16 protein-coding genes and 1 pseudogene are annotated in these 25,387 nt (G+C 68.7%); 12 read left to right on the forward strand and 5 right to left on the reverse strand.

The genetic code is table 11. The features are described 5' to 3' along the window. Positions 1-27 precede the first annotated feature (27 nt). A complete protein-coding gene (gene pglX / locus BXA10_RS26505) occupies positions 28-3,540 on the forward strand; it encodes a BREX-2 system adenine-specific DNA-methyltransferase PglX (protein ID WP_076473576.1) in 3,513 nt (1,170 codons plus the stop codon). A gap of 4 nt (positions 3,541-3,544) precedes the next feature. On the opposite strand, the gene BXA10_RS26510 is transcribed toward pglX, so the two are convergent. From BXA10_RS26510 to BXA10_RS26520, 3 genes are all read right to left on the reverse strand, one after another. Next, positions 3,545-3,811 carry a hypothetical protein gene (locus BXA10_RS26510; RefSeq protein ID WP_076473577.1) on the reverse strand — a complete coding sequence of 89 codons (267 nt, stop codon included), beginning with the start codon at positions 3,809-3,811 and terminating at the stop codon, positions 3,545-3,547. 523 nt (positions 3,812-4,334) lie between these two features. Beyond that, on the reverse strand, positions 4,335-4,535 hold the full coding sequence (locus tag BXA10_RS26515; protein WP_076473578.1) for a DUF397 domain-containing protein: 201 nt from the start codon (positions 4,533-4,535) through the stop codon (positions 4,335-4,337). Then, entirely contained in the window at positions 4,528-5,433 is a 906-nt protein-coding gene (locus BXA10_RS26520; RefSeq protein ID WP_076473579.1) for a helix-turn-helix domain-containing protein, read from the reverse strand. The genes BXA10_RS26515 and BXA10_RS26520 overlap by 8 nt, the downstream gene beginning before the upstream one ends. A gap of 342 nt (positions 5,434-5,775) precedes the next feature. Here BXA10_RS26520 and BXA10_RS26525 point away from each other — a divergent pair, with 342 nt between their 5' ends. The 7 genes from BXA10_RS26525 to BXA10_RS26555 all read left to right on the forward strand — a co-directional run bounded on the left by BXA10_RS26525 (position 5,776) and on the right by BXA10_RS26555 (position 17,614). Next, on the forward strand, positions 5,776-6,090 hold the full coding sequence (locus tag BXA10_RS26525) for a DivIVA domain-containing protein (RefSeq protein ID WP_076473580.1): 315 nt from the start codon (positions 5,776-5,778) through the stop codon (positions 6,088-6,090). Then, entirely contained in the window at positions 6,087-6,341 is a 255-nt protein-coding gene (locus BXA10_RS26530; protein ID WP_076473581.1) for a hypothetical protein, read from the forward strand. The genes BXA10_RS26525 and BXA10_RS26530 overlap by 4 nt, the downstream gene beginning before the upstream one ends. Positions 6,342-6,454: 113 nt before the next feature. Continuing rightward, a complete protein-coding gene (locus tag BXA10_RS26535; RefSeq protein ID WP_076473582.1) occupies positions 6,455-10,282 on the forward strand; it encodes a BREX-2 system ATPase PglY family protein in 3,828 nt (1,275 codons plus the stop codon). Between the two features lie 52 nt (positions 10,283-10,334). Beyond that, positions 10,335-13,040 (forward strand): BREX-2 system phosphatase PglZ, encoded by a 2,706-nt coding sequence (gene pglZ / locus BXA10_RS26540; RefSeq protein WP_076473583.1) that lies wholly within the window; start codon positions 10,335-10,337, stop codon positions 13,038-13,040. Next, positions 13,037-14,341 carry a BREX system ATP-binding protein BrxD gene (gene brxD / locus BXA10_RS26545; protein WP_076473584.1) on the forward strand — a complete coding sequence of 435 codons (1,305 nt, stop codon included), beginning with the start codon at positions 13,037-13,039 and terminating at the stop codon, positions 14,339-14,341. The genes pglZ and brxD overlap by 4 nt, the downstream gene beginning before the upstream one ends. Position 14,342: 1 nt before the next feature. Further along, on the forward strand, positions 14,343-16,442 hold the full coding sequence (locus BXA10_RS26550) for a DEAD/DEAH box helicase (protein WP_076473585.1): 2,100 nt from the start codon (positions 14,343-14,345) through the stop codon (positions 16,440-16,442). 731 nt (positions 16,443-17,173) lie between these two features. Next, on the forward strand, positions 17,174-17,614 hold the full coding sequence (locus tag BXA10_RS26555) for a hypothetical protein (RefSeq protein ID WP_076473586.1): 441 nt from the start codon (positions 17,174-17,176) through the stop codon (positions 17,612-17,614). 641 nt (positions 17,615-18,255) lie between these two features. Here BXA10_RS26555 and BXA10_RS26560 read toward each other — a convergent pair. After that, entirely contained in the window at positions 18,256-18,942 is a 687-nt protein-coding gene (locus tag BXA10_RS26560; protein ID WP_076473587.1) for a HEPN domain-containing protein, read from the reverse strand. A 97-nt stretch (positions 18,943-19,039) separates the two neighbouring features. After that, positions 19,040-19,305: pseudogene (locus BXA10_RS26565) on the reverse strand (hypothetical protein); the annotation flags it as partial. Between the two features lie 769 nt (positions 19,306-20,074). Between BXA10_RS26565 and BXA10_RS26570 the strand changes: the two are divergent. From BXA10_RS26570 to BXA10_RS26585, 4 genes are read left to right on the forward strand one after another with little or no spacing between them, the layout of a single operon-like run. Further along, on the forward strand, positions 20,075-20,968 hold the full coding sequence (locus BXA10_RS26570) for a hypothetical protein (protein ID WP_245828524.1): 894 nt from the start codon (positions 20,075-20,077) through the stop codon (positions 20,966-20,968). Next, positions 20,965-21,513 (forward strand): hypothetical protein, encoded by a 549-nt coding sequence (locus BXA10_RS26575; RefSeq protein WP_076473589.1) that lies wholly within the window; start codon positions 20,965-20,967, stop codon positions 21,511-21,513. Before BXA10_RS26570 ends, BXA10_RS26575 begins: the two co-directional genes overlap by 4 nt. Then, complete coding sequence (locus BXA10_RS26580; protein ID WP_076473590.1) at positions 21,510-22,175, forward strand: hypothetical protein; 666 nt, start codon at positions 21,510-21,512, stop codon at positions 22,173-22,175. The genes BXA10_RS26575 and BXA10_RS26580 overlap by 4 nt, the downstream gene beginning before the upstream one ends. Then, positions 22,172-25,258 carry a coiled-coil domain-containing protein gene (locus tag BXA10_RS26585; RefSeq protein ID WP_076473591.1) on the forward strand — a complete coding sequence of 1,029 codons (3,087 nt, stop codon included), beginning with the start codon at positions 22,172-22,174 and terminating at the stop codon, positions 25,256-25,258. The genes BXA10_RS26580 and BXA10_RS26585 overlap by 4 nt, the downstream gene beginning before the upstream one ends. Positions 25,259-25,387: the final 129 nt, after the last annotated feature.

Consider the following 25,387-nt stretch of genomic DNA (forward strand, 5'->3'; position numbering starts at 1 on the left):
CGCGGGCGCAGACCTTAGGATCTAGCGGTGATCGAGCTGAAGGCGCTGCAGGCGCAGGTCAAGAACCTGGTGGACGACCTCCGTCGGCAGGTGGCAGAGGCGCCGGACCTGCGTGCCGAGCTGCGGCAGGAACATGCGAGGGCGCAGGCGGCCGAGCGGGTCGGGGCGAGCTTCGAGACCTGGCTGGAGGACGTGCTCGACCAGGCGGCGGTGGCCTGGGTGCTCGGCTGCGTGTTCGTCCGCTTCTGCGAGGACAACTCGCTGGTTGACGGGCTGTGGATTGGTGGCGCCGACCCGGCCGCGCCCGCCGAGCGGGCGGTGCAGCACCGGCAGGCGTACCTGATCGCCAACCCCCGGCACAACGACCGGCACTGGCTTCGGGAGGCGTTCGCCTACCTGCGCGGCCTGAAGGCCACCGGCAAGATCTTCGACGGGCACAACCCGGCCTGGCGGTTCGACATCTCCGGCCCGGCCGCCGAAGAGTTGAGCGATTTCTTCCGCCGAGGCGCGGGATCCGCTTCCCTACGTGATCCGAAGCTTGACACGCGGGATCTTGGTGACCTATATGAACATCTGTCGGCCCACGCCCAAAAGACGTATGCGTTGCTTCAGACGCCTCCCTTTGTAGAGAAGTTCATCCTTGATCGAACGTTCGAGCCGGCCGTCCGGGAGTTCGGCCTACCGGCGACGAAGGTCATCGACCCGACCTGCGGCTCTGGCCATTTCCTGCTCGGAGCGTTTCATCGCCTGTTCGATAAGTGGCGGGATCGGGAGCCGGCGACCGACGTCAAAATACTGGCGGAACGGGCGCTGGGGCAGGTAACCGGGGTTGATATCAACCCATTCGCAGTGGCGATCGCGCGCTTTCGCCTGCTGATCGCCGCGATGAAGGCGTGTGAGTTAAACCGGCTTGAACGGACTCCGGCCTTTCCGGTCCGAGTGGCGACGGGTGACTCGTTGCTTCCGTGGGGGGCGGGTAAGACGGTCGAACAGACCGACGTGTTCAAGTGGCAGACAGAGAAGCCATTCGCTTTCGCAAGTGAGGACGACGATCTGCTGACGCCCTATCTTCGGCCGGGCCAGTATACGGTGGTGGTAGGGAATCCGCCCTACATCACAGTCTCCGACCCTGCACGGAACCAGAGATACCGGGAACTGTATCCGACTGTTTGTCATAGGCAGTATCAGCTGACAGTTCCTTTCGCGAAGCGGTTTTTTGACTTAGTTAAGTCGTCTGATGAGCACGGTGAGGGTGGCGGCTATGTAGGCCAGATCACCGGCAACGGCTTCATGAAGCGTGAATTTGGAAAGAAGCTAATTAACGATTACTTTGCACATGAGGTCGAGCTCACCGAGGTGATCGACACCTCAGGCGCTTACATCCCGGGACACGGTACGCCGACCGCGATTTTGATCGGTCGTGCTAACAAACGTCGTCGGTCACCAGTGGTCCGCACTGTCCTCGGCATTCGAGGTGAACCGACGACCCCTGACAATGCCGCAGACGGTCACGTCTGGCGAGCAATCCTCGATCAAGTGGACCAGCCAGGATCTGAGTCCGACTGGGTCAGCGTTACGGATCTACCCAGGAGCCGGATTCTTAATCACCCTTGGAGCCTTTCCGGTGGTGGTGCTAGTGGCGTCATGGACTTGCTGAATGCTGCCTCCGCTGGTCGTTTGGCGGACCTCTCCGTTGATATCGGGAGCGGGGCCGTGACCCGTGAGGACGGCATTTATATGTTCAGCCGGGGTGCGCTGGACCGTCTAGGTGTGCCAGAGAGATTCCGGCGGCCTTTCGTCGAGGGCGAGGACGTACGCGATTGGGCAATTCATGCGCCTGAAGATGTCTTGTGGCCTTATAACGAGAAGACCCTGAAGCCAGAGTTGGCTCCGAGTGCTGCGCGTGTGCTTTGGCTCGCAAGAAGAAGACTGCAAGATCGCGTTGCATACGGAGCGACCCAAATTCAGCGAGGATTGAAGTGGTATGAGTTCTCGATGTTCTTTGACAAGCGATACCGCCGAGGGACCTCCATCGCCTTTGCTGACATTTCAACTCATAACCACTTCGTCCTCGAGGTGGGGGGCAAGGTCTTCAATCGTCACGCGACGTTGTTGCAGTTGGGAGAACATGCAACGCCCGATGACTACCTGAAGCTGCTCGGTTTGCTGAACAGCTCTACCGCCTGCTTCTGGCTCAAGCAGGTCAGCCAGCCGAAGGCGGGCGGCGGCGTTGGCCGGGGAATGCAAGACGAAGCCTGGGAAGAGCGTTACGAGCTCACAGGAACCAAGTTGCAGGAGTTTCCATTGCCCTCGAAGTACCCGTTGGGGCGGGCACGGGAATTGAATGGGCTGGCGCAGCGGCTGTCAGACTCCAGCCCTGCGGCGGTCGCCTCATCTGGAGTGCCCACTCGACAACGACTTCTTGAGGCTGAAGCGGAGTACCAGTCGGTGCGAGCGCGGATGATTGCGCTTCAAGAGGAGTTGGACTGGGAAGTTTACCGCCTTTACGGGCTCATCGATGAGGACTTGACGTGCGAGAACCCGCCTGAGCTGGCATTGGGCGAGCGGGCCTTTGAGATTATCCTGTGTGCCAGTGGGGCACGGACAGCATGGTTTGACAGGCATGAGTCAAAGTCGATCGATCGGCCGCAACCGCACTGGTCGGCGGAGTACCGATCCTTGGTTGAGCGGCGGATCGCCATGATCGAGTCCAACCAACACATCAAGCTAATTGAGCGGCCCGAGTGTAAGCGGCGCTGGTCGCAGAAGCGGGACAAGGAGAGGTGGAGTTGGGCTGAGCAGGAGAAGGCCGCGTTGAGGGACTGGCTGCTCGATCGGTTGGAGACGCCCGAGGTGTGGCGTGGTCAGCCCATGCCGCTGTCGGTGGCGCAGCTCGCCGACCGGGTCGGCAGCGACCAGGACTTCCGGGCGGTGCTGGACCTGTGGGTCGGACACGACAACTACGACCTGACAAAGACCCTCGGCCTGCTGGTTGCCGACGAGCATGTGCCGTACCTGCCGGCACAGCGGTACAAGCCGTCCGGGCTGCGCAAGCGGGCGCAGTGGGAGCGGACGTGGGCGTTGCAGCGCAGGGAGGACGCGGGGGAGAAGGTCGAGATCGAGGTGCCGCCGAAGTACACGTCGGCGGACTTCGTCCGGCCGTCGTACTGGCGGGCACGGGGCAAGCTCGACGTGCCGAAGGAGCGGTTCATCTCGTACCCGCAGGCGGGGCGGGACAGCGACGGCAGTGAACTGCTCGGCTGGACCGGGTGGGACCACCTGGCGCAGGCGCAGGCGCTCGCCACCGTCTACCTTGACCGGAAGACGCAGGAGGCGTGGTCGGCGCATCGCTTGCTGCCGCTGCTCGCCGGACTGGTCGAGATCGAGCCGTGGCTGCATCAGTGGCACTCGGGCGAGCACCCCGCATTCCCCGGGTCACCGGCCGAGTTCTTCACTGACTTCATCAACGCCGAGCTGTCCCAGCTCAGCTCTGACCGCTCGGCGCTGACCCTGCTCCGCGGTGTACCGGAGTTGCTATGACGTCTCAAGAGTCCGGCATGATGCGCCGATCAGCGAGGAGGGCGTACAGGTAGCTCGGTCCTCGAACCACCTTGTTCAGTGCGCCTGGTCCGGTGACCGGCCACAGTTCCAGGGCTGCATGGACCTGGCTCCGATGGATCCAATAGTCGGTGCGGTCTGGCATCAGCCGATCGCCGTCAACGACATAGCGAAACGGCAGGCCGGTGACCGTTCGGAAGTCCTGTCCTGCGTGGAGGGCGATGGCGTTCCAGATTGAGTCGATGTTCGGCATGTCTTGATCCTGCGTACGGCCGCCGACCGCCGGCAAGGTTCATAAACATCAGCCGAGCGGCCAGTTGTGCTGGTCGACGGCCGAACTGGGATCTTTCCAGTGCTCCACGTAGCGGGTTACCGGATGCTTGTCGAAGTCAGGTGCGGGGCCAACAGATGCGGCAGGCCGACTTGCCTCGGTCCTGCGCGGTGGCGGCGGTGACACGCTCGACCTCATTGACCCTGCGGCCCTTCTTCTCCGCCTGTCGCACGCCCTGCCGGTAGCCGGGGCAGGTTGTGTCTCGGTGGAAGGTCCGGCCCCCCGTGGTGACTATGCCGCGAGTCCCACCGGCCGGCCAGGGATTCTCGAGCTGCACGGGCACGGCTTGGGCGTCCTTGCTGCCGTTCTGGCCCCTGCGCCTGACGTAACGTCGATCGCTCATCCCCACGGGTCAATTCTTGCGACCGATGCGGGCGGCGTCGAGCCCTCGATCCGAGGCGATCCTGCCGCCTCCAAGGGGCCTCGAAGGCGGCAGGGATGTCGATCAGTGGCCCAGGGTCTCGGTCTTGACGCCATGGATGAAGGCAGCCCACGCCCGAGAGTCGAAGGTCAGAACGGGTCCGGTCGAGTCCTTGCTGTCGCGGAGCCCGACGATGCCGGCAAGGTTGTCGGCGACCTCGACGCACTCGCCGCCGTTGTTGCTGCGGCTCGACTTGCGCCAGACGGCACCGGTGAGGTCAGGCACGGGAGTACTCCTCTGCGACTTGCTGGATCAGGCTCTTGGACCGGGACGGGTTCAAGGCGCGGCCGGCCATATCAGCCCAAATGGCGTTGTAGGCGGCCGTCTCATGCGACTTGTCGAGGTAGATCGCCCCCGTTGCGGCTTCCAGGTACGCCACCGGCGGCTCCACCTCCCTGCCGTTGCCGTCCCGCGGGAACTCCAGGATCGAGAAGGCTCCGGACATCGCCCCGGCATGCAGCCCGGCAGAAAAAGTCAGCACCTGCACGGTTACGTTCGGTAGTTCCGCAGCCTTCAAGATCTGCTGAAGTTGTTCAGCCATGATCGTGGTGCTGCCGACTGGGCGGCGCAACACGGCTTCGTTGATTATCACGCTCAGTTGCGGGGCGGAGAAGCGCGTGAGAAGGGCCTGCCGTTCGACCCGGAGCTGGATTGCTCGCTCTTGCCCATCGCGGTCCTCTGCCTCGATCGCACCGCTGGGCATCAGGAAGAGTTGCTCCGCGTAGGCGCGAGTCTGGAGCAGGCCGGGAACAAGCTCCGCCTGATACTGCCTGATGTTGGACGCCGCAGCCTCCAAGCCGATGTAGAGCTGGAACCAGCGCGGCAGGCCCGAACCGATGTAGTCGTGCCACCAGTTCTTGTTCTCCCGGGTGGCTGCTGCCATCGCCAGAACCAGCTCGGTGTCCTCATCCGAAGCGCCGTAGAGCTTGAGCATCTCTTTGACGTCCGCCGCGCGGAAGCGGACGTTCTCGGCGCCGCTCTCGATTCGGTAGAGGGTGGCCCGCGCTCGATCCAGGTCCTCGGCTGCCTTCTCCATCGTCAGCCCGGCGGCCTTACGAAGTGCTTCGAGCTTCCTGCCGAGCTGTCGACGAAGCATCGTTGATCCCGTAACGGCCTGTGACATCTGTGCCTCTGGTGGTCTGCTCAACGTTGACGTGCGCCTGCCCAATTAAACGCCACCGATGTATCAGAAACAATAGACACGTCACGCTGGGTTCTCCTAGCAATGTCAGGACGTCGTAAGACGATGTTTGTTAGACGTTGCATTTAGTTCGATGCGCTGCTTCACTGCCTCTGCGGCCACTGTGGAGTTCGTACTGCTCAGCGGCCTTGTCGGGCCCTGCTTTCGTACTGCTGATCGTCAGGCTGCGGTGGCAGGTGCCGGGGTGGGTCCGCCGGTGCGGGGCGGGTCGGTGGGCCCGCCCCTTCCACAGGTCGATCTCGACGGTGAGAGGCAGGTGCTGTCATGCGCGTCTTCTTTCGGCGTGCCCGGCGTCGTCAGCGGTCGGTCCTCGGGCCGACCTGCTACCGCTCGGCGGCCTACCATCCGCTGCGGCCGTGGCAGGTGCGGGAGCGGCGGTTCCGGTCGACGCCGCTGGGCCGGCGCGGGCTCGACCCGCAGGAGGTGGGGGAGTTCCTCGACCGGATCGCCGGTGACCTGGCCGCCGTCTACGACGCGTTGGCCCGCAGCCGGCGGGAGACCGAGCGGGTCAAGGACGCGCTGCGCCGCTGGCAGTCCGAGCAGGCCCGCGCCCGCCACGAGCGGGGGTCCGGCCGGTGACCGAGCGCTGGGTCATCCACCTGCCCGCCGCTGCGGGTGACCTGCTCTCCGCCCAGCGGCTCGCCCGGGTGGTCGCGCACTGGGCGCACGTCCTGCCGCAGCTCGATCCCGGCGGCACCACCGTGTCGGCCGAGGACGAGCAGAACGTACGCCACTGGGTCTTCTGCGACCGGATCATGCCCGGTGGCCTGCGCTGCCTGCTCTGGCCCGACCACGACGGCGACTGCTCGCGGCGACCCCGGCGGCGCTGAGCGGAAGTAACGCCGCGCGTGGGTGGGCTGGGACCCTGAGCTTTCAAACCTTAGGATCGTCGGGTTGCCGGTGGTGCTGGCATCACGGGGAGCAGTGGGGGCGAGGAGCGGCGATGACCCTGTTACGGGACGTGATCGACATTCCGACGTCGGTCGGCGACGGCGACTTCGTCGTCCGCGCGGCCGAGGGCGCCGACCTGCGCCGGTACGTGGTCACCGACCAGCTCCGGGAGAACTTCGCCGACGCGTTGCGGCGGATCGGGCACGCCGTCACCACCGGCCGCTCCCAGGCGGTGTTCCTGCACGGCTCGTTCGGCTCCGGCAAGTCGCACTTCATGGCCGTGCTGCGGGAGATCCTTCAGCACAACCCGGAGGCGCGGCAGGTGCGCGGCCTGGCCGAGCCGGTGCTCGCCGCCGACTCGTGGCTGCGCGACCGCAAGCTGCTCACCCTCACCTTCCACATGCTCGACGCGCGCTCGGTCGAGCAGGCCGTCCTGGAGGGCTACCTCAACCAGATCACCGCGCTGCACCCGGAGGCTCCCGTTCCCGCCGTACATCGGTCGGACGCGCTGCTCGACGACGCCGCGCGGCTGCGCGAGCGGATGGGCGACGACGCCTTCTTCGCCGCGCTGCGCGACGGTGGCGGCGCGCCCGCGGCCGGTGGCGGCCTCGGGCTCGCCGCGCTGCGTGCCCAGGCCGATGGGTGGACCCCGGACCGGTACGCCGCCGCCGCGGCCGCGCCGCCCGGCACCGAGCAGCGGGACGGGCTGGTCAGCGCGTTGACCAGCACGTTCTTCACCGGCGCGGTCCGCAGCGGGGAGTACCTCGACCTGGACACCGGTCTCGCGGTGATCACCCGGCACGCCAAGTCACTCGGGTACGACGCGCTGGTGCTCTTTCTCGACGAGCTGATCCTCTGGCTCTCCACGAAGATCAGCGATCACGTCTTCGTCAACACCGAGGGCGCGAAGCTCAACAAGCTCGTCGAGTCGGCCGACGCGACCCGGCCGCTGCCGCTGATCTCGTTCGTCGCCCGGCAGCGCAACCTGGAGGACTTCCTCGGCCCGCAGGTCGGCGGCACCGAGCGGGAGGCCCTGGCGCACGTCATGCGCAGCGTCCAGGGCCGGTTCGGCGAGATCGCCCTCGCCGACACCAACCTGCCTGAGATCACCGAGAAGCGGCTGCTCAAGCCGCTCACCGACGAGGGTCGAGCAGTCATCGACAATGCCTTCGCCGCCGTCAAGGGTAACCGGGAGGTGTGGGACGCCCTGCTGCTCGGCGCCCAGTACGGCGACGCCGGCATCGGCTCCGACGCCGCCGCCTTCCGCAAGCTCTACCCGTTCTCCCCGGCGCTGGTCGCCACCCTGGTCGCCCTCTCCCAGGCGTTGCAGCGGGAGCGCACCGCGCTGAAGGTGATGACCGAGCTGCTCGTCGACCGCCGGGACACCCTGCGGGTCAACGACCTGATCGGGGTGGCCGCGCTCTTCGATCCCCTCGTGCTGCACGGCGAGCTGCCCGACCGGCCCAAGCTCAAGCAGCTCTTCCAGTCCGCCCGGAGCCTCTACACCCAGAAGCTGCGCCCGATCCTGCTCAAGATCAACGAGATCGGCGAGGAGCAGGCGGCCGGGCATCAGCAGTTCCAGCTCGACGACAAGCTGATTAAGACAGTGCTGCTCGGGGCGCTGGTGCCCGACGTGCCGGCCCTGCACAACCTCACCGCCGCCAAGCTGCACGCGCTCAACTTCGGCTCGATCACCTCGCCGATCCCCGGTTACGAGCGGCAGATCGTGCTCAACCGGCTCAACCGGGTCGCCGACGCCGCCGGCGAGCTGCACCTGACCAAGACCCCCGACCCGGTGGTCAGCCTCAAACTGCACACCGTCGACTACGACAAGCTGCTCGATCTGGTCCCCGAGGGCGAGGTCACCACCACCGGCGTGCGGCAGCAGCTCATCCGCGAACTGGTCACCGCCGAGCTGAACATTACCGGCGCCGAAGGACAGCTCGGTGAGCTGCTGCACCACCGCGACTGGCGTGGCCGCCGGCACACCGTCCAAGTCAAGTTCGGCAACGTCCGCGACCCCGACACCATGCCGGTCGCCGCGCTGCTCGCCACCGGGGAGGCGTGGCGGGTCGTCATCGACTACCCGTTCGACCCGCAGGGCTACGAGCGCAGCGCCGACCGGGCCCGGATCGAGAGCCTGGAACGCGGCTCCCGCACCGTCTTCTGGCTGCCCTACTACCTCACCGACGAGGTGATGGGGAAGGTCGCCCAGCTCGCCAAAATCAATTACCTGCTCGGCAACGGCACCGGGGACCGGCTCAACTCGCTGGCCGCCGACTGGCCACTCGCCGACCGGCAACAGGGCAAGGTCTACCTCCAGCAGCGGCAGACCCAGCTGCGCGGCACGCTGATCAGCGCCCTCATGCAGGCGTACGGGTCGGCCACCTCGCAGGGCTCGGACGTGCAGGACGACGCCATCGGGGTGTTCCACACCCTCGCCGAGGGGCTGCACGTCGGCGACCCGCGCGGCGGCACCCTCGCCGACGCCTTCACCAATCTCACCGGGGAACTCCTCGCCTGGTCCTACCCGGGCCGCCCGGCCATGCCCGACGACGAGAAGCCCGTCACCCGCAGCGAACTCAACAAGATCCTCGAGTACGCCAAGCAGGCCGCCGCTGAACCCACCCGCGGCGTCACCGTGCCCAACCCGGCCGACCAGCGCACCCTCCGGCGGGTCTGCAACCACCTGCGCCTCGGCGAGCTGGTCGACGGCCGCTACGTGCTCACCACCTCCACCTCCCGGTGGAGCCAGCACCTGCTCCAGGCCGCCGCCAACGAGGGCTACACCGACCGATTCCCGGTGCGGCTGCTGCGCGAGCTCATCGACGAGCCGGCCGCGTTCGGCTTCGACCGCGAGCTGCAAAACCTGATCATCATGGTCTTCGGGCTCGAACAGCAGCTCGCCTGGTACCAGCACAGCGGCAAGGTCGAGGTGCCCAGCCTGGCCGCCGTGCGGGACGACCTCGAGCTGCGGCACCCGCCAATGCCCGACGAGCAGGCCTGGGCGGACGCGGTGCGCCGGGGCTCGGCGATCTTCGGCGGGGCGCTGCCGGTCTGGCGGACCCCGGCTAACCTCGGCAAGCTCGCCGGCACGCTGCGCGACGCGGCGAGCGCGCGAAAGAAGGCGGCCCGTGACCTCCTCGACGCGCTGACCGCGCACGCCGACGTGCTGGGCCTCGACGTCGCGGCCCCGACCGGCCGGCTCGCCACCGCGCGGCGGGCTGACCGCTTCGTGACCGACCTCGCCGCCGAGCGTGACGACGTGGTGCTGGTCGAGACGGTGGCCCGCGCCGATCTCGGCGACGTCGACGACCAGGCTGTCGGTGAGGTGCTCAGTCAGGCGGGCAGGCTCAGCGCCGAGCTGGCGCAGGGCCACCAGTGGCCGCTGCTCGAGGCGATTGCCGCCCGGGCTGCCCATGACGCCCGGGCGCAGGCGATCATCGGGCAGCTCCGGGACGTCGCCCGGCATGAGCAGCATGGCAAGGACCTGGTCGACGCCCTTCAGACGGCGACGGCGGCGTCGGCGGCGCTGCTCGCCGCCGAGCAGCCGACGAAGCCCACACCCGTCGACCCGCTCGTGACGCCTCCCGTCGTCAGGCCGCCCGGGGGGCAGACGCCGCCGGCGAATCCGCCGGTCATCCCGCCGGCCAGGCCGCCGGTCGACTCCGATCCCGCACTCGTGCCGGTCGGTGACGGCAAGGGCGTCGAGCCCGGAGGCTCGGGTGGGAATGGCGACGGGTCGGGTGCCGGGGCGCTGTCGGTCGTTCCGCAGCGCCGCGAGGTTACCGACGCGGCCACCTGGGAGAAGGTCGCCGCTGAGATCGCGGCCGAGGTCGCCACCGGACGGCGGGTCACCATTACCTGGGAGATTCAATGACCGCTCGCGCCGTCGCTCTGCAGACCAAGATCGCGCCACGCCGGGCGGGGTCGTGAGCGCGCCAGTCAGCGTGGCTCAGCCGGACGCGGTCCGCCGCAAGGTCGAGGCGTGGCTGGCGGAGGACGACCCGGCGGACGCCATCGCGCTGACCGCCCGCCCCGAATGGCCGGCCGAGCCGGTGCTCAACATCGACGGCAGCCGCGTCCGGGTGGTTCCTTGCCCCACCCCGCTGGCCGCCCGCGCGGCTTTGCACGACCGGGCCGACGGCGAGCGGCTGGTGCTGCTGACCGAGCTGACCGACAGCGAGCTGGGCGACGGGCTCCTTGCCCACCTGAGCAAGCAGACCGTCCGCAAGATCGACCCGTGGGACCTGGTCCGGCAGATATTCGGCGGGGTCAAGGGTCTCGATCCCACCCTCGTCCGGGTCGGACGCTGGGTCGCCAACGCGCTCAGCGACCACGCCCCGCCGGACGGCTGGCCCGCCCCGCCCGGCGCGATCCTCACCCGCGACCACGCGCTGCGCAGCCTCACCTCCGCACTGCTCGACCTGCCACCCGCCGAACTCGACGACAGCGGCCTGGTGCAGTGGAGCACCGACGCCAGCCGGCAACTGCGGTTCACCACCGTGCCCGACGTCGTCGCCGAGGGCGTCACGGCGTACCTGACCGGCACCGCCGGCCGCGCCGCCGTCCCGATCATGGCCGCCGTACGGGCCGGACACGGGGTGGACGTCATCCCGTTGGGGCTGCTGGCCGGGCTGCTCTGGCCCGCCGGCAGCGAGCGGGCCGCCGAGGTGGAGGCCGCCGTCGGCCGGACCCGGCTGGAACCCCGGTTCGGCGGGCTTCGGTTGACCCCGCCGCAGGCCGAGGCGCTGCACCAGGCCGCCGAGGCGTGGGTCTACCGGACGGTCGACTCCGGTGACGACGGCCGGGCCGAGGCGATGCGGATGCTGCGCCGGGCCGAGGCGATCGCCGCCGAGATCGGCATCGCCGGGCTGCTCGGCGCGTCGAACGTCCTTCCCAGCGGCTTCGTCCAGCGGCTGCGGGCCTTCGCCGACGCTGTACGCCTCGCCGTGCCGGCCGGCGGATCGGCGCTGCCCGCCGCGGTGGCCCGGGCGCAGTCGGCGCTCGCCACCGTGGAGGCGCACCGGGCCGCCGAGCCGCGCCGGGTGGAAACCGCGCGGATGGCCGTACGCCTGCTGCGCTGGCTCCACACCGCCGACGGACCGTCGCCCGCCACCCTGCTCGACGCGCTGCACCGGCAGGTCCGCCACGACGGGTGGGTGGACCGGGCTCGGCTCGACGTCTTCGCCGGCGACCCCGACCAGCAGGTCGCCGAGGCGTACCGGCTGCTGCACCGTGCCGTGGACACCCGCCGGGCCCGGCACGACCAGCAGTTCGCCACGCTGCTCGCCGCCGCGACCAGCGCCGAGATCGAACCGGGTGCCCTGCTGCGGGTCGAGGACGTGCTCGACCGGGTGGTCCAGCCGATCGTCGACCAGGGCCGGCGCGTGCTGCTGCTCGTGATGGACGGGATGAGCGTCGCGGCGGCCACGGAGCTGGCCGAATCGGTCACCCGTACCGGTGCGTGGGTGGAACTCACCCCCGGCGGCGGCCCCCGGACCGGCGTGCTGGCGGCCCTGCCCACGGTGACTGAGGTCAGCCGGTGCAGTCTGCTGAGCGGGCGCATCGTCGCCGGGAACCGGCAGGCCGAGCAGAAGGCGTTCCAGGAACGCTTCCCCGCCGGGCGGCTGCTGCACAAGGCGGCGTTGCGGGCCGGAGCCGGGGCGGCACTCGATCCGGATGTGCTGGCTCCCCTCGAGGACCGGTCGATCCCGCTGGTTGCCGCGGTGGTCAACACGATCGACGACGCCCTCGACCGCAGCGACCCGGGCACCACCGTCTGGGGCGAGGACACCATCACGGCTGTGGCAGACCTGCTGGCGTCGGCCGCCGATCGGGTGGTCGTCCTGGTCTCTGATCACGGCCACGTCGTCGACCGGGGCCCCGAGTCGGTCACCCTGCCCAGCGCCGGCAGCGAGAACCGGTGGCGCCTGCCGACCGACCCGGCCGGCGACGCCGAGGTCGCCGTGACCGGCAGTCGGGTGGCGCTCGGCGGCGGCACGGTCGTCCTGCCCTGGCGGGAGGAGGTGCGGTACGGCCCGCGCAAGGCTGGTTACCACGGTGGGGCCGCACCGGCGGAAGCGGTGATCCCGTTGGTGGTGCTGGCCGCCGGTGACGACCAGGCCGTACCGGGCTGGGCGGGCGCCCCGGTGGCCAGCCCCGACTGGTGGCGGGAACCCCTGGCCGATTCGTCGGCGCCTTCCGAGTCCGGCGCGACCACTCGACGTCGCTCACGTCGTCCCGTAGAGCAACAGTCCGAGGGTCTCTTCGATCTCGCACCGGTCGCCGCCGTGCCCGCCGCAGCCCCGCAGCCCGCCGCGACGGGGCCTGACCTGGTGACCGCCCTGCTCGCCAGCGACCGGTACGCCCAGCGGCGCGATCCCCGCATGCCGCTGGCAGACGAACGGGTGGCCGCGCTGCTGGGCACCCTGCTCGGCGGCGGCGACCGGGCCACCCTCGACACCCTCGCTGCCCGGGCCGGGGTCCCGGCCCATCGGATCAACGGCACCGTCACCGCGTTGCGCCGGCTGCTCCAGGTCGAGGGCTATCCCGTCATCACCCTCGACCCGGACGGTCGCACCGTCCACCTCAACCGGGCGTTGCTGATCGAACAGTTCGAGCTGGAGCCGCGGTGACCCTGGAATTGTCGGCCCGCCGCCGTCGGGACATCGTCGACGCGCTGCGGCGCGGTGTGGTTCCGAGCAACGGACTCGACGCGCTCGCGGTCGGGTTGGACCGGTTCACCGCCGCACTCGACGACGACCTCGACCGCGTCGCCAGCGGCGGCAGCGTCTTCAAGGCCGTGCGCGGCGAGTACGGCGCCGGCAAGACGTTCTTCACCCGCTGGTTGGCCGAGCGCGCCAAGCGGCGGGGCTTCGCCGCCGCCGAGGTGCAGATCTCCGAACTGGAGACACCCCTGCACCGGATGGAGACTGTCTACCGTCGGCTGGTCGAACACCTCAGCACCGAGCAGTTCGCGCCGAGCGCCTTCCGGCCCGTACTCGATGGTTGGATCTTCGCGCTCGAAGAGGATGTCCTTGCCGGCGGTGCGGTCGTCGAGGACGATGCCGAGGCGCTGGACCGGGCCGTCGGCGAGCTGCTGGAGCGCCGGCTGGGCGACATCTCTCGCAGCACGCCGGGCTTCGCCGCGGCGCTGCGCGGCTACCGGGCCGCCACCGCCAGCGGTGACCACCTCACCGCCGACGGCCTGGCCGCCTGGCTGGGTGGCCAGCCGCATGTCGCCGCGTCCGCCCGCCGGGTCGCCGGGGTGAAGGGCGACCTCGACCACTACGGCGCGTTGAGCTTCCTGCGGGGGCTGCTCACCGTCCTGCGTGACAGCGGCCACCAGGGGCTGCTGCTGGTGCTCGACGAGGTCGAGACGCTGCAACGGGTGCGCTCCGACGCGCGGGACAAGGCACTCAACGCCCTCCGGCAGCTCATCGACGAGGTGCATGCGGACCGCTTCCCCGGCCTGCTGCTGGTGATCACCGGGACACCCACGTTCTTCGACGGCCCGCAGGGCGTCCAGCGCCTCGCGCCGCTCGCGCAACGGCTCGCGACCGACCTCGGCCCCGACCCGCGCTGGGACAACCCCCGGGCCACCCAACTGCGCCTGCCCGGGTTCACCGTCGACGCCCTGGTGGAACTCGGCAGCAGGGTCCGCGCCATCTACGCCAGCGCTCAGGTCGACGCCCGGGTGGACGACGACTACCTGGCCACGCTTGCCCGGGCGGTCACCGGCGCGCTGGGGGGCCAGGTCGGGGTGGCACCCCGCGTCTATCTCAAGAAGCTCGTTGCGGATGTCTTCGACCGGGTGGACCAGTTCGCCGACTGGGAACCACGGCGGCACTACGCGCTGACCCTGCGCGCCGACGAGCTGACCGAGGTCGAACGCAACGCCGCCGCCTCGGCCGACGACATCGAACTGCCGATCTGACATGCCGCCGGACCTCGACCCGATCGTGGTGCACCATCTGGTCAACACCTTGGGCTGGCGTGACCTGCGCCCGATGCAGCGGGCCGCCATCCCGCCGATACGCGGCAGCATGGATGCCCTGCTCCTCGCCCCGACCGCCGGCGGCAAGACGGAAGCGGCGCTGTTTCCGCTGCTCAGTCGGATGGCGGAACAGCGGTGGACGGGTACCTCGGTGCTCTACCTCGCCCCGCTGAAGGCGTTGCTCAACAACCTTCAGCCCCGGATCGAGCGTTACGCCGGCTGGCTCGGACGACGGGCCGCCGTCTGGCACGGCGACGTCAGCACCTCCCGCCGCCGGGCGGTGCTCTTCGAACGGCCCGATATCCTGCTCACCACGCCCGAGTCGTTGGAATCCATGCTGGTCAGCACGAAGGTCGACCATCGGTTGTTCTTCGCGGACCTGCAGGCCGTCGTCGTCGACGAGGTGCACGCCTTCGCCGGTGATGACCGGGGCTGGCATCTGCTTGCGGTGCTGGAACGGCTGACCCGGGTGGCGGGCCGAACCCTACAGCGGATCGGACTGTCCGCCACCGTCGGCAACCCCGGGGAACTGCTCACCTGGCTACAGGGATCGGGCGCGGGCAGCCGGCCGGCACAGGTGGTGGCACCGGATGTGGTCGCGGTGGTCGATCGCCCGCCGCCCGGCGATATCGAGCTGGACTACGTTGGCTCGTTGGCCAACGCCGCGACGGTGATCGCCGGATTGCACGCCGGCGAGAAGCGCCTCGTCTTCTGCGAGTCCCGGCAGACCGTCGAAGAACTCGGGCAACTGCTGCGGGAGAAGGGAATTAGGACCTTCCTCTCCCACGCGTCGCTCTCCGTCGACGAGCGTCGCCGCGCCGAGCAGGCGTTCAGCGAAGCCCGGGACTGCGTCATCGTCTCCACTAGCACCCTCGAGCTGGGTATCGACGTGGGTGACCTGGACCGGGTGATCCAGATTGACGCGCCGGGCACGGTGGCGTCGTTCCTCCAACGCCTCGGCCGCACCGGCCGGCGTCCGGGGAGCAGCCGCAACTGCCTCTTCCTTACCCTCGACGGCGACGCGCTGACCGAGGCGGCCGCGCTTCTGCAGCTCTGGGCCAGGGGCTGGGTGGAGCCGGTGAACGCACCACCCGAGCCGCGGCACATCGTCGCCCAGCAGGTGCTCGCGCTCTGCCTGCAAGAGCATCGGGTCGGCGACCAGCTGTGGACGCAGGCGTGGAACGGGCTGCCGCCCTTCGGCGAGAGTGGCCGCCCGATCGTCCGTCATCTGGTGGAGCAGGGTTACCTCGACCAGGACGGTGGGATGCTGTTCATCGGCCCGGCCGCCGAGCAGCGCTTCGGTCGCCGGCACTTCATGGACCTGACCGCGGTCTTCACCGGACCGCCGGAATTCACCGTGCTGACCGGACGGAACGAGCTCGGTCGGATCGACCCGAGCCTGCTCACCGAGGAGGTCCGAGGCGACCGTCGGCTGCTGTTGGGTGGCCGAAGCTGGCGCGTCACCTACATCGACTGGCGTCGGCGGCGGTGCTTTGTGGAGCCCGCCGACGGGGGCGGCCGCGCCCGGTGGCGGGGCAGCGGCTGGGCCTACCTGGGCTTCGAGCTGAACCGCGCCATGCGGGATGTCCTGCTCGGTGCGGACCCGCCCGTCGCCATCACCCGCCGGGCGGCGGCCCGACTGGCCGAGGTACGTGCCGAAAAGGCGCACCTCGTGCATCCGGGCGGAACGGTCATCGTGCGAGAGAAGGACGGCGACCTGCGCTGGTGGACCTGGGCCGGCTTCCGGGCGAACGCCACCCTGACCGCGACCCTCGGCGAGGTCGTCGACCCGGTGGAGAGGTTCGACGACTGCAGTATTCGGCTCCGGGAAGACCTGACGCCACGAGCCTGGCGGTCGCTGACGGCGGACGTCGCTGACCGGCTGTGCCTGCCGGAGGTCGACGAGAAGGCGCTGGTCGGCCTCAAATTCAACGCCGCCCTGCCGACACGGCTTGCCACGGCGACCCTGGCGGCCCGACTGGCGGACCTGGACCGGGCGGCCATGGTGGTGGACGAGCCGGCGCGATTCCTGGTCACCTGAGCTGTTTCGCCCCGGGCTGACCCAGCCCGGGGAATGCCGGCGCAGCACAACCGGTCACCGGCGCCAGTGGCATGGCAGGACGGCGATCCAACCCTTCCCGCTGATGTGGATCAGTAGCCATATCGAGCTCATGGACTCGGCTGGCCCGCCGCAGTAGGCGTTCGACGGACGCGCGTGCCGTTGTGGGGCTGATGGTTCCGCTGTTCGACGGAGCGCGCGGGGCTGCAGGGGCGGCGACAATCGCGGTACGCCCTCTCACTGGAGATGCCGTGCCGCAGATGCCCGGTCCGCCTGAGCCCTCAGCGCAACAGTCGCCGGGACCCGATGGGTTGGCGGCCGTAGATCCCTCACTGGTACCAGCCGTGGCCGCAGGGACCCCATCTCGAAATGCAAGGGTGGGCCTCGTCCTGCTGGTGGTGGTCGTGGGTGGGTTGTTCATGTGCTGCGTAGGTGGAACGGGCCTGGCCACTCTTGGTCTGATCATCGGCGACCCCACGCTCCCTCGCCCTGCTCCGGCCAGCCCTGCTACCGAACCGGCACCCTTACCGAGCGCCCGCACGCCGGAGCCCGCCTCCACCACCACTGTGCGTACCTCACCAACCGCTACGCCTACCACGCCCCCGGCAGCGACAACTCGCGAGGCGAAGCCTGAACATCCCGCAGCTGCCTACGAAGTCTTTGAACGACGAGACGTCAGCGCCGGCTCCGGCGATCGTCGTCTCGCCCTCCGGGTGGAACTACGCGTCTACCCCGTTACCGGCCAGCAGGTCACTGACGTGGCGTCACAGATTATCGAGAGCCATCGAGGCCAGGGATGGCAGGCGCTGTCGATCGTGGTCACCTATGACCGGCGTGAGGTCGTGCCGAGCTACGCGGTCTACGAATGGGCGCCAGAGGGGCGCTGGTCGGACGCCGCCAAGGGAGACGCCGCGTCCTGGCGAGGCTACCGGCTCAATCAAACCGTCGTCCGGGACAAGCTGACGCAGCCCAACACCTGCAAGGTCCCGACGGAGCAGGCATACATGCTCAACAACGAGTTCAACCAGGCAACCGAGGACGACGTAGAAATCAGCGAGGAAGCGGTACTGACGGAAATCGCCAAACGGCACAACATCCCGACCACCCGCGCCGAGGAACTAGTTCTGACCGTCGAGGACTGGACGATGTGCTGAGCCACTGGGCGCGACACGCAGCAGCGGATGGCGGAACCGCAACATACTCGTCATTCCGATACGCGGAGCCAGCCAAACGTCCCTCACTCGCGCCGTGACGCGGGGGGTCTGCCACCGCGACGGCGAGCTGCCACCGCGAGGTTGTAGGTGCGTCGGCCGTCGACCGGGACCAGATAGACGGCGGACACCACGAGAGTAACCAGCCCGCAGCGCACAAGGCGTGCGCTGCGGGCTCGGCTCCGCCGCGCTTCTAGACGGTGAACGCCTAGGCTGACGTGGGTGTCAGCGTCGGCGTAGGACCAGTCTTGTTGCTACCGACCTCGGTGATCGTCACGAATTCCCGGCCATTGCTTTGAGCGCCTGGGCCGCTGCTGTCGCCTGGGTCAGCTGGCCGGCGCCGGTGTCTCGGTTCACCACTGTCGACCGACAGCAGCCGGTAGGGGTAGCCACGCAGGTCGACACCGGCCGGAGGCAACGGCGGATGGCGGATCGATATCACCCCCACCCACCACGACATCCCGTTCGCCAGCAACGGCCGGCGAGGAGACTCGCACCACCCGCGTCGTCCCCTGGCCATCGGGCCGCCGGGTCGGCCCCTACCGGTCGGGCCAGCTCTGCCTACGTCCGTAGCGGTGCAAGGGTCAGAGCTTCGCGGGATTCAGCCCCAGCACCAGCGGCACTCTGTAGGGCCAGGTCGGCACCGGCTGACCGACGTACGCCGCAGCGGCGTCGGCGGTCACCTTGACCACCGCCCGGAGGAACCGCATGCAGTCGATCGCGTCGGTGAGTCGCACCGCTACCGTCGACGACCGCTCGCGTACCCCCTGCAGGACGTTGACCTGCGGCATGCTGGCGTGCCCGTGTGCCACCCCGTGCCGGACCGTCAACCACTGATTCAGGGCCTTCACAACGTGGCTGTGTTCGACGAGCACCTTCTTCCCGGCCACGCGCTGCTGCCATATCCAATGCGGTCGAGGGTCGAACCCAACCCGCAAGAGGAGCTGCCGGGTCTGGTCGGGGCCGGGCGTCGAGAACTTCTCCAGCGATGAGTTGAAGTCGGTCTCCCACTGCCGCATCGCGCCCGCGAGCAGAGGCGAAGGCGCGACCGCCTTGACCTGTGTCAGGGTCGCGTCCCGAAGCGTAGCGGCCAAATCCTGGACGAACGCCTGCCAGGTTGCTGCTGCAATGACCACCAGACCCCGGTTAAGCGATGTCTCCTCGACGCGACGACCGCGGCCACCGTCGCCGACCGCACGGTGGACCTTGATGATGTTCTGGCAGTGCTCCAGCGCCTTGATGAAGTTGTCCACCGTCTCCTGGACGTCCACAGGGCCCCCTGTCCCGACTGAGAGAAGTCCTCACTCTCATGATTCTCGCGCTCGCTGCAGCGCTAGTGCCCTGACCATGAACGTTCACGGTGTTGGCTCAGGCTGCGCGGGTGGCGGGTTGGCCCCATCGGTGTTGTCGTTCGCTGCGGATGCGGATGCGGATGCGGATGCGGATGCGGATGCGGGCGCGTTCGCGGCGTTGGGCGGACAGGACGTCGGGGTGGCGGGCGTTGGCGTTGCGCCAGCGCAGGTAGGCCTGCAGTTTCCGGGTGAGCGCGGTGTGGTTGGGGTCGTTCAAGCCGGCGATGAGAAGGTGCGTAGCGGCCCGAACTGGGCCTCGATCGGGTTGGCCCAGGAGGCGGCTGCTCCCGCCGGAGTGACTCCTTGATCATCTCATCGGACTCCCCCGCCAAGGGGCGGCGACTGCCATGACACTGCTTCTGCTGCGTCTTGCACCTGATGATCAGCGCGATTCCGCCCTCTGAGGCAGTGCGGTGAAGGCGGTTCGGAATAGCGAGGGACTGTTGCCTGGCTGCGATGGGTGCACAATCGGACGGTGACCTTGGACCTGCTGATAGTAATGCCGGTGTCTGCTTGGTCGTGTCGAGCCGGACGGGCGCAACGCCCGCACGGTCGATCAGCCGGGGGAAAGATGGTACGAGCCGAGGTTCCTCGTAGCGGTTGCGGGTCGAGATGCCGACGGTGGGCATTGCCCTGGCTGCAGCAGTTGCTGCGTGGGCCGCACGGAGACTTTACCGGCCGCGTGATCTGCTGGGTGACCGCCGCGGGTGCGGCCTAGATGACCGAGATCGCGGAGCTACCGTTCGAGGAGTACGCCGCCGAGTCCGCTGTCCTGGGTGTGTATCGGCAGGTGTTCGCTGTCTTGGCGCGAGAAGCGAACGGGATGGTCGACGACGCCGGGTTGGTTCGTGTCGATGAGCTGATTCTGAGCGCGTTCGCGGCTGCGGGTCCGGTCGGGTTGACGGTGGAGCAGGTGGTGGCCGCGTGCGGGGAAGTTCCGGCGCCTGCGGTGCGGCGTCGGTTCGAGGTGCTGCGTTCGTACCGGGCGGTGGCCAGGGTTAATGAGCGACCGAACGAGATGTTCTACCAGGCGGCGTTCGCGCCGTACGTGATGCTGCTGTTCCTGCGCCGGCTGTCGCGAACCGGCGGGCTCGGGGAGTTGCACCGAATGTTGTCGATCGCCCGTCTCGCGGTCGACGACGACACGACCACGCTGGAGGAGGCGCGATCGCATCTGCGGGAGATGACGAACGTGTTCCGCCTCCTCGCGAATCCGATCATGCAGCTGGCGAAGTCTGGGACGATCGAGTCACTGCGAACGCAGGCACAGCCGCTGCTGGGCAACAGCGAACTGCTCGACCAAGCGACGGCGTATCACAACCAGGCGGTGGAGAAGTGGCCGCAGCTGCTGCCGGAGTGCACCGAGCTGCGGATGGCGCTGGCCGCCTACCGGGACGCGGTCACCACGGCGGCACGGCGGTTGATCGATCAGGCCGGAAAGACCCGGGCGTTGGGGTTGCTGCCTGCGGAGCGGTGGCGAAGCTTCGCCCGCGACGCCGATGTGGATGAGTTGGCTGCTGCGGTTGAGGGACTGCTGTTCGACGCGCCGGACCCGTATTTCACCGCCGATGACCTGCTGGGTGCGGTTGAGGAAGGCCTTCGGACCGATACAGGGCGGACACCGCCGCCGCGGCCGCGGATCGACGACGACCTGCAGGTCCCGGACCAGGTCGGTGTCGATGTCGAGGCTGGGCGGCTTGCCGCGCGTGCGGAGGACCTCCTCGCCGGCCGTGACGAGGTCACCGTCGCTGAGCTGCTCGCTGCGGCAGGGGATTGGCGGGCGGGTCGGCGAGTTTTGTCGGACCTGACCGCGATCGGGCTACGGCCGGAGTTGCCGTACACGCTGACGTGGGGTGACGGGCTGAGGATCGACGTTGCCGGGGACCTGACGTGGGTCACCGACGGCCGGTTCCGGCGGCAGAAGCCGGTGGAGGTGCCAGCGTGAACGAGCGGGATACCGCAGTGTGGTGGGCGAAGGTTCGCTCCGGGGGCCCGCAGCGGGCCTCGGCGGGCAGCCCGTCACCGACAGGGATGCGGCGGCTGATCGAAGCGGACGCGCAATCGGTTTGGCTACTGCCGAACATTCCGTCCAGCGCAGGCCCGCAGGTTCTCGCCGAGTACCGGCAGCAGGCGGTGACGCTGCAGGACGCCGCCGGCACACTACGGGTTCTCGCCGCCTGCCTGCGCTGCTGCTGGCCCGATCCCGGGACGGATCCGTGGCCAGGCCGGCCAGCGGACCTCGCACACGTCGATCGGGTCCTGGAGCAGCTCACCCCGGGCCGGGACCAGAGAAGTCGACAGCGGCTGCTGACCGCCGCCCTGCGCAGGCTGGAAGCCGCCCGTTGGGTGCTTCAAACCGCGGGGAGGGTGCGGCTGGGGCCGCGAATCGCGACGTGGGGGCCGCTGGAGCTGTCCACGGTTCGGGAGCTGTGGCGGATGATCCCCTACTCGGACCCTGATATACGGCCGCAGAGACAGGAGGCGCGGTGAGCAGCGACCAGAACCGGCTGTTCGAATCCGTGCTGGCCACGTTGACAGACCGGCAGCGGGAGCACGTCGAAGCGGCGTACGCGCTGCTGGAACACAGCCGAGAACCGGTCCACCGGCAGGAACTGCTCGCGTTGCAGGACCCGACAAGCCGGGACCGGCTGGAGCAGTTGCTGCGCCGCACCGGTCGGGTCCTCGTTCAGGTCGACGGGCTGCGGTTCACCTCCGGGTACGACGATGCTGTTGCCATGCAGTTGACCGGTAGCGGTTGGCAGCCGCTGACCGTGGTCGAACGGGCTGTGCTCGTACTCGTGCTCATCTACTCGGTCGCGATCCCGCGCAGCGAGGAACGCCTCGCGCAGGACGTGTGGACGAGCCCCTATCCGACGGCGGAGGAGGACATCCTGCGAGCCAGCAAGGCTCCGGCAGTCGCGGCGAAGGCGGCGTTGAGCAAACTCGTCGCGTGCGGCCTGCTCGGCCGGGTCCGTGACCGCGTCGACGCCGACGGTGGGTACGTGCCCGGTCCGCAACTTCTGCGGCTGACCCCTGCCGCGCGGGAGCGGCTACAAGACCAGCTGATCCTCGCCGCCGCCCCGAACCATCCGCTCGCTGCCGTAATCCGCGAGCGTCGTAACCGCACCAACAGCAGGGAGACTCCTCGTTGACGGCACCAGGCAGCATCCTCGACGACGACGGCCTCACTGACATCGTCGGGCCTCGAGTCCTCGCCGGCATCCAAATGATCAACATCTCGCGGTTGTCGACCCACCCCGTCCCGATCACGTCCCGAGGCCTGATCACCATCGCGGGACAGGGCCCATCGGACTCCAACGGTGCCGGGAAGTCGTCATTCATCGCCGGGCTCAGCCTGCTGCACGCCGACGACCAATGGCGCCTGCAGTCAGGTGCGCAGGCCGCCGCTGAGCTGCTGTTCACCGCAGAGCTAGCCGGGCAGGAAGTCGTGCACGCCAACGCCGACCACGGCTACATCATCGGCGTGTTCGTCCCGCCGGACAGCCACACGGTCGCCGAGATCGAGGCGGACGCGTTGACGGCGTGGTTGCGGATCAACCGGCAGGCGCCGCACGTCGAGCTGCGCTGGAAGCCGCAGCTGCACGTCGCGTACGGCGACACGGAGAACGACCGCGCCGCCAGTGCCGACCAGCTGTGGGACAAACTGCAGCCCAGCAACGGCCGCACGAACATCCGCGCGAACAAGCTCGCCCGCACGTTGTACGGCAGGACGGTGCGGTGCGTGTCGTTCCTGTCGACGTCAGTGCGGGCCAGCGCGACCGCGAACCTGCTCGCCCAGCCGCTGAACGAACTGACCCCGGAACGGATCTTCGACGCGATCGGTGCGTTGACCGGCCTGAACAGGGAGATCGACGACGAACAGAAGGCCCGACAGAAGGAGTACCAGCACGCGGTCGACGCCCAGCGCGCGCAGGACGAGTACGACGAGTGGAACAGGCGGGTCACCGTCACCGAGGACATGATCCACGCTCGCGAAGAAGCCCGCACGTTGAAAGCCGACGCATATGACAGCTGGAGGTCGCGGTGCGCACGCTACCTCATCGACGGGATCGCCGCGGACGACGACCTGGCCCACGACATCGGCCAGCTTGAAACCCGGCGCGAAGAACTCGAAGCGAGCATCGAGATCGCCGACGGCAACCTGGAGCGGCTCACCGACGATAAGACGTTCGAGGTCAGCTATCGCCAGCGAGTGAAGGCGTACGAGGAGGCCCAAGCCGCCGCAAAAGACCTGCAGGACCGTGAGAACCGCAACGTCGCGCAGATCGACCTGCTTTCCAGCCGGCTCCGTGCGCTGAGGGAGACCGCAGCGGCTGCGGACGGGCGGACGCTGCCCGAAGCCGAGCAGGAACTCCGCGAAGCAGTCACCGTTATCCAGACCGCACAGCGGAAAAAGGGTGTCACCGAACAGGCCGTCCAGCAGGCACGCGAGGCTCTGGCTGCGGCAGAACGTGGCGAGGACGTCGCGGTGGCCCAGGTCCAGAAGCTGCGCAGCCACGGCATTAGGGCGGTTCCGCTCGTGGACGCGATCACACTGATCGAGCAGCAGCGGCCCCTGTGGGAGGCGCGACTGCTGCCGTACCGGCACGCGGTCGTTGTCACCGACGCGGCTGAGGCGATGAAGGTGCTCACGGCCGTGCCCGGCTCGTTGCTGGTCGAAGCGGACCGCGACGGGGAGCCCGGCGGCCGAGACCTGCCCGCTTCCGCAGACGCGACCATGACCGTGAGCCGGTTCCTGACCGCGCTGCGCGACCGTGCCGACGACGGCACCGGTCTGATCGACACGACCGCCGGGGTGCACGGCATCGCCGGGTTCGCCGAAGCGATGACTGGCCGCGCCGGCCGGATCCAGGCCGCTCGCGGCGCCCTCGAAGGTGCGTCCGCCGACGATCGGACCGCTGACGCCGGCCTTCAGATTGCCGAGCGTGGGCGGGCACGTGCCGCCGAACGCGTCGCGGCAGCCAAGGCTGCTCTCGAAGCGGACGACCTCGATAGTCAGGTCCGGAAGCTGCGGAAGGAGAACACGCAGCTCAGTGACGAGCTGGCCAAGCTCGCCGGGCCGATCGCCCAGGCCAAGGCGGCGTACGAGACCGCGCTGGGGGAGAAGAACGCCCGCGACGAGCGGATCGCGGCGGCGAGGGCGCAGCTAGAAGCGTTGCGCCGGGAGCTGGAGCAAAACCGGAAGACATGGCGGGAAAAGACTGAGGCGCGGGCGGCGTTGGACTTGCCGCGCCGGCATGAGGCGTGGGCGGGAACCGTCGCGTCAGCGGAACAGCACCTGCTCACCCTCACCGAGCAGGAGCAGCAACGCGCCACCGCAGAGTGGGACGACCTGTGCGCCTTGCAGACCGATAAGCTCCACCGCGCGTGCTTCCCGCCTGGGACCCCGGATGACGCGCTTCCAGAGGAACTGAAGGTCGTTGACCAGCAGCGCCGCGACCGTAGGCTGGCTGCCCACATCCGCCTTATCCCTCAAGTACTTCGGATCATCGGCACGCACCTCGACGACCTCGAAGACATCGACCGGCAGCAACTCGACCAGATCAAGAACGACCGGGCCAACCTCACCCGCACGCTGCACAGCGCTCAAGAACACTTGAGAGAGGCACGGTTGGCCTCCACAGCTCTGCGCGCCACCCTGGCGAAGGCCATCAAAGCGAAGCTGAAGCAGGTATCCGACGAGTTCAACAATCTCGACCAGGCATACGGGGGGTACGGCGCCGGCCTCGACTACCCCGAGCCGGAACCGCCGACCGACCCGCAAAAGCCGTGGCAGTGGACGGTCACCCCACGTTGGCGACGCGGCGAGGGGAAACCCCTGTCGTCGTACCGGCTACGCGGCAACACCGCACAGATGGACGACAAAGCCGTCAAACTCGTCTGCGCCGCCGCGCTCGCCGGATCCCAGGACCGGCCGCTGCTACTCGTCCTCGACGAACTCGGCCGTAACCTCGGCTCGGCCCACCGCCGCGACGCGGTGGCCCTGTTCGAGAACATCGGGCGGGACCGCGCCATCAGCGTTGTCGGCGCCCTCCAGGACGATATGGAGCGGTACGCGATCGGCTCTTCGAGCCTGTACATCAAGCTGCGGCGAACTTCCGATGCGTACGCGTACAACCAAGCACCCGTCGTCGTCGGCAGCGAGACCGAGGCAGCCCGCGTCGAACTCCTTACCGAGTGGATGACCTCCTACCGTCCGGAGCCGCAGACGTGACCACCCCCGACACCGACCAGGACACCGAGATCACCCTCACCTGGATCGACCGGCCCGGGCTTGTCGCCTATGCGCCGGTACCGGCCAACGGCCGGTACCCCCGCGACAGCCGGAACCGGCCATGCCCAC

This window comes from Micromonospora avicenniae, from assembly GCF_900156065.1.
GTDB lineage: Bacteria > Actinomycetota > Actinomycetes > Mycobacteriales > Micromonosporaceae > Micromonospora > Micromonospora avicenniae.

Bases quoted from the DNA above. Each gene is read 5' to 3' on its own strand.
- BXA10_RS26510 (WP_076473577.1), bottom strand. From the start codon at position 3,811: ATGCCGAACATCGACTCAATCTGGAACGCCATCGCCCTCCACGCAGGA.
- BXA10_RS26570 (WP_245828524.1), top strand. From the start codon at position 20,075: ATGCTGCTGTTCCTGCGCCGGCTGTCGCGAACCGGCGGGCTCGGGGAG.
- BXA10_RS26550 (WP_076473585.1), top strand. From the start codon at position 14,343: ATGCCGCCGGACCTCGACCCGATCGTGGTGCACCATCTGGTCAACACC.
- BXA10_RS26520 (WP_076473579.1), bottom strand. From the start codon at position 5,433: ATGTCACAGGCCGTTACGGGATCAACGATGCTTCGTCGACAGCTCGGC.
- BXA10_RS26535 (WP_076473582.1), top strand. From the start codon at position 6,455: ATGACCCTGTTACGGGACGTGATCGACATTCCGACGTCGGTCGGCGAC.
- BXA10_RS26525 (WP_076473580.1), top strand. From the start codon at position 5,776: ATGCGCGTCTTCTTTCGGCGTGCCCGGCGTCGTCAGCGGTCGGTCCTC.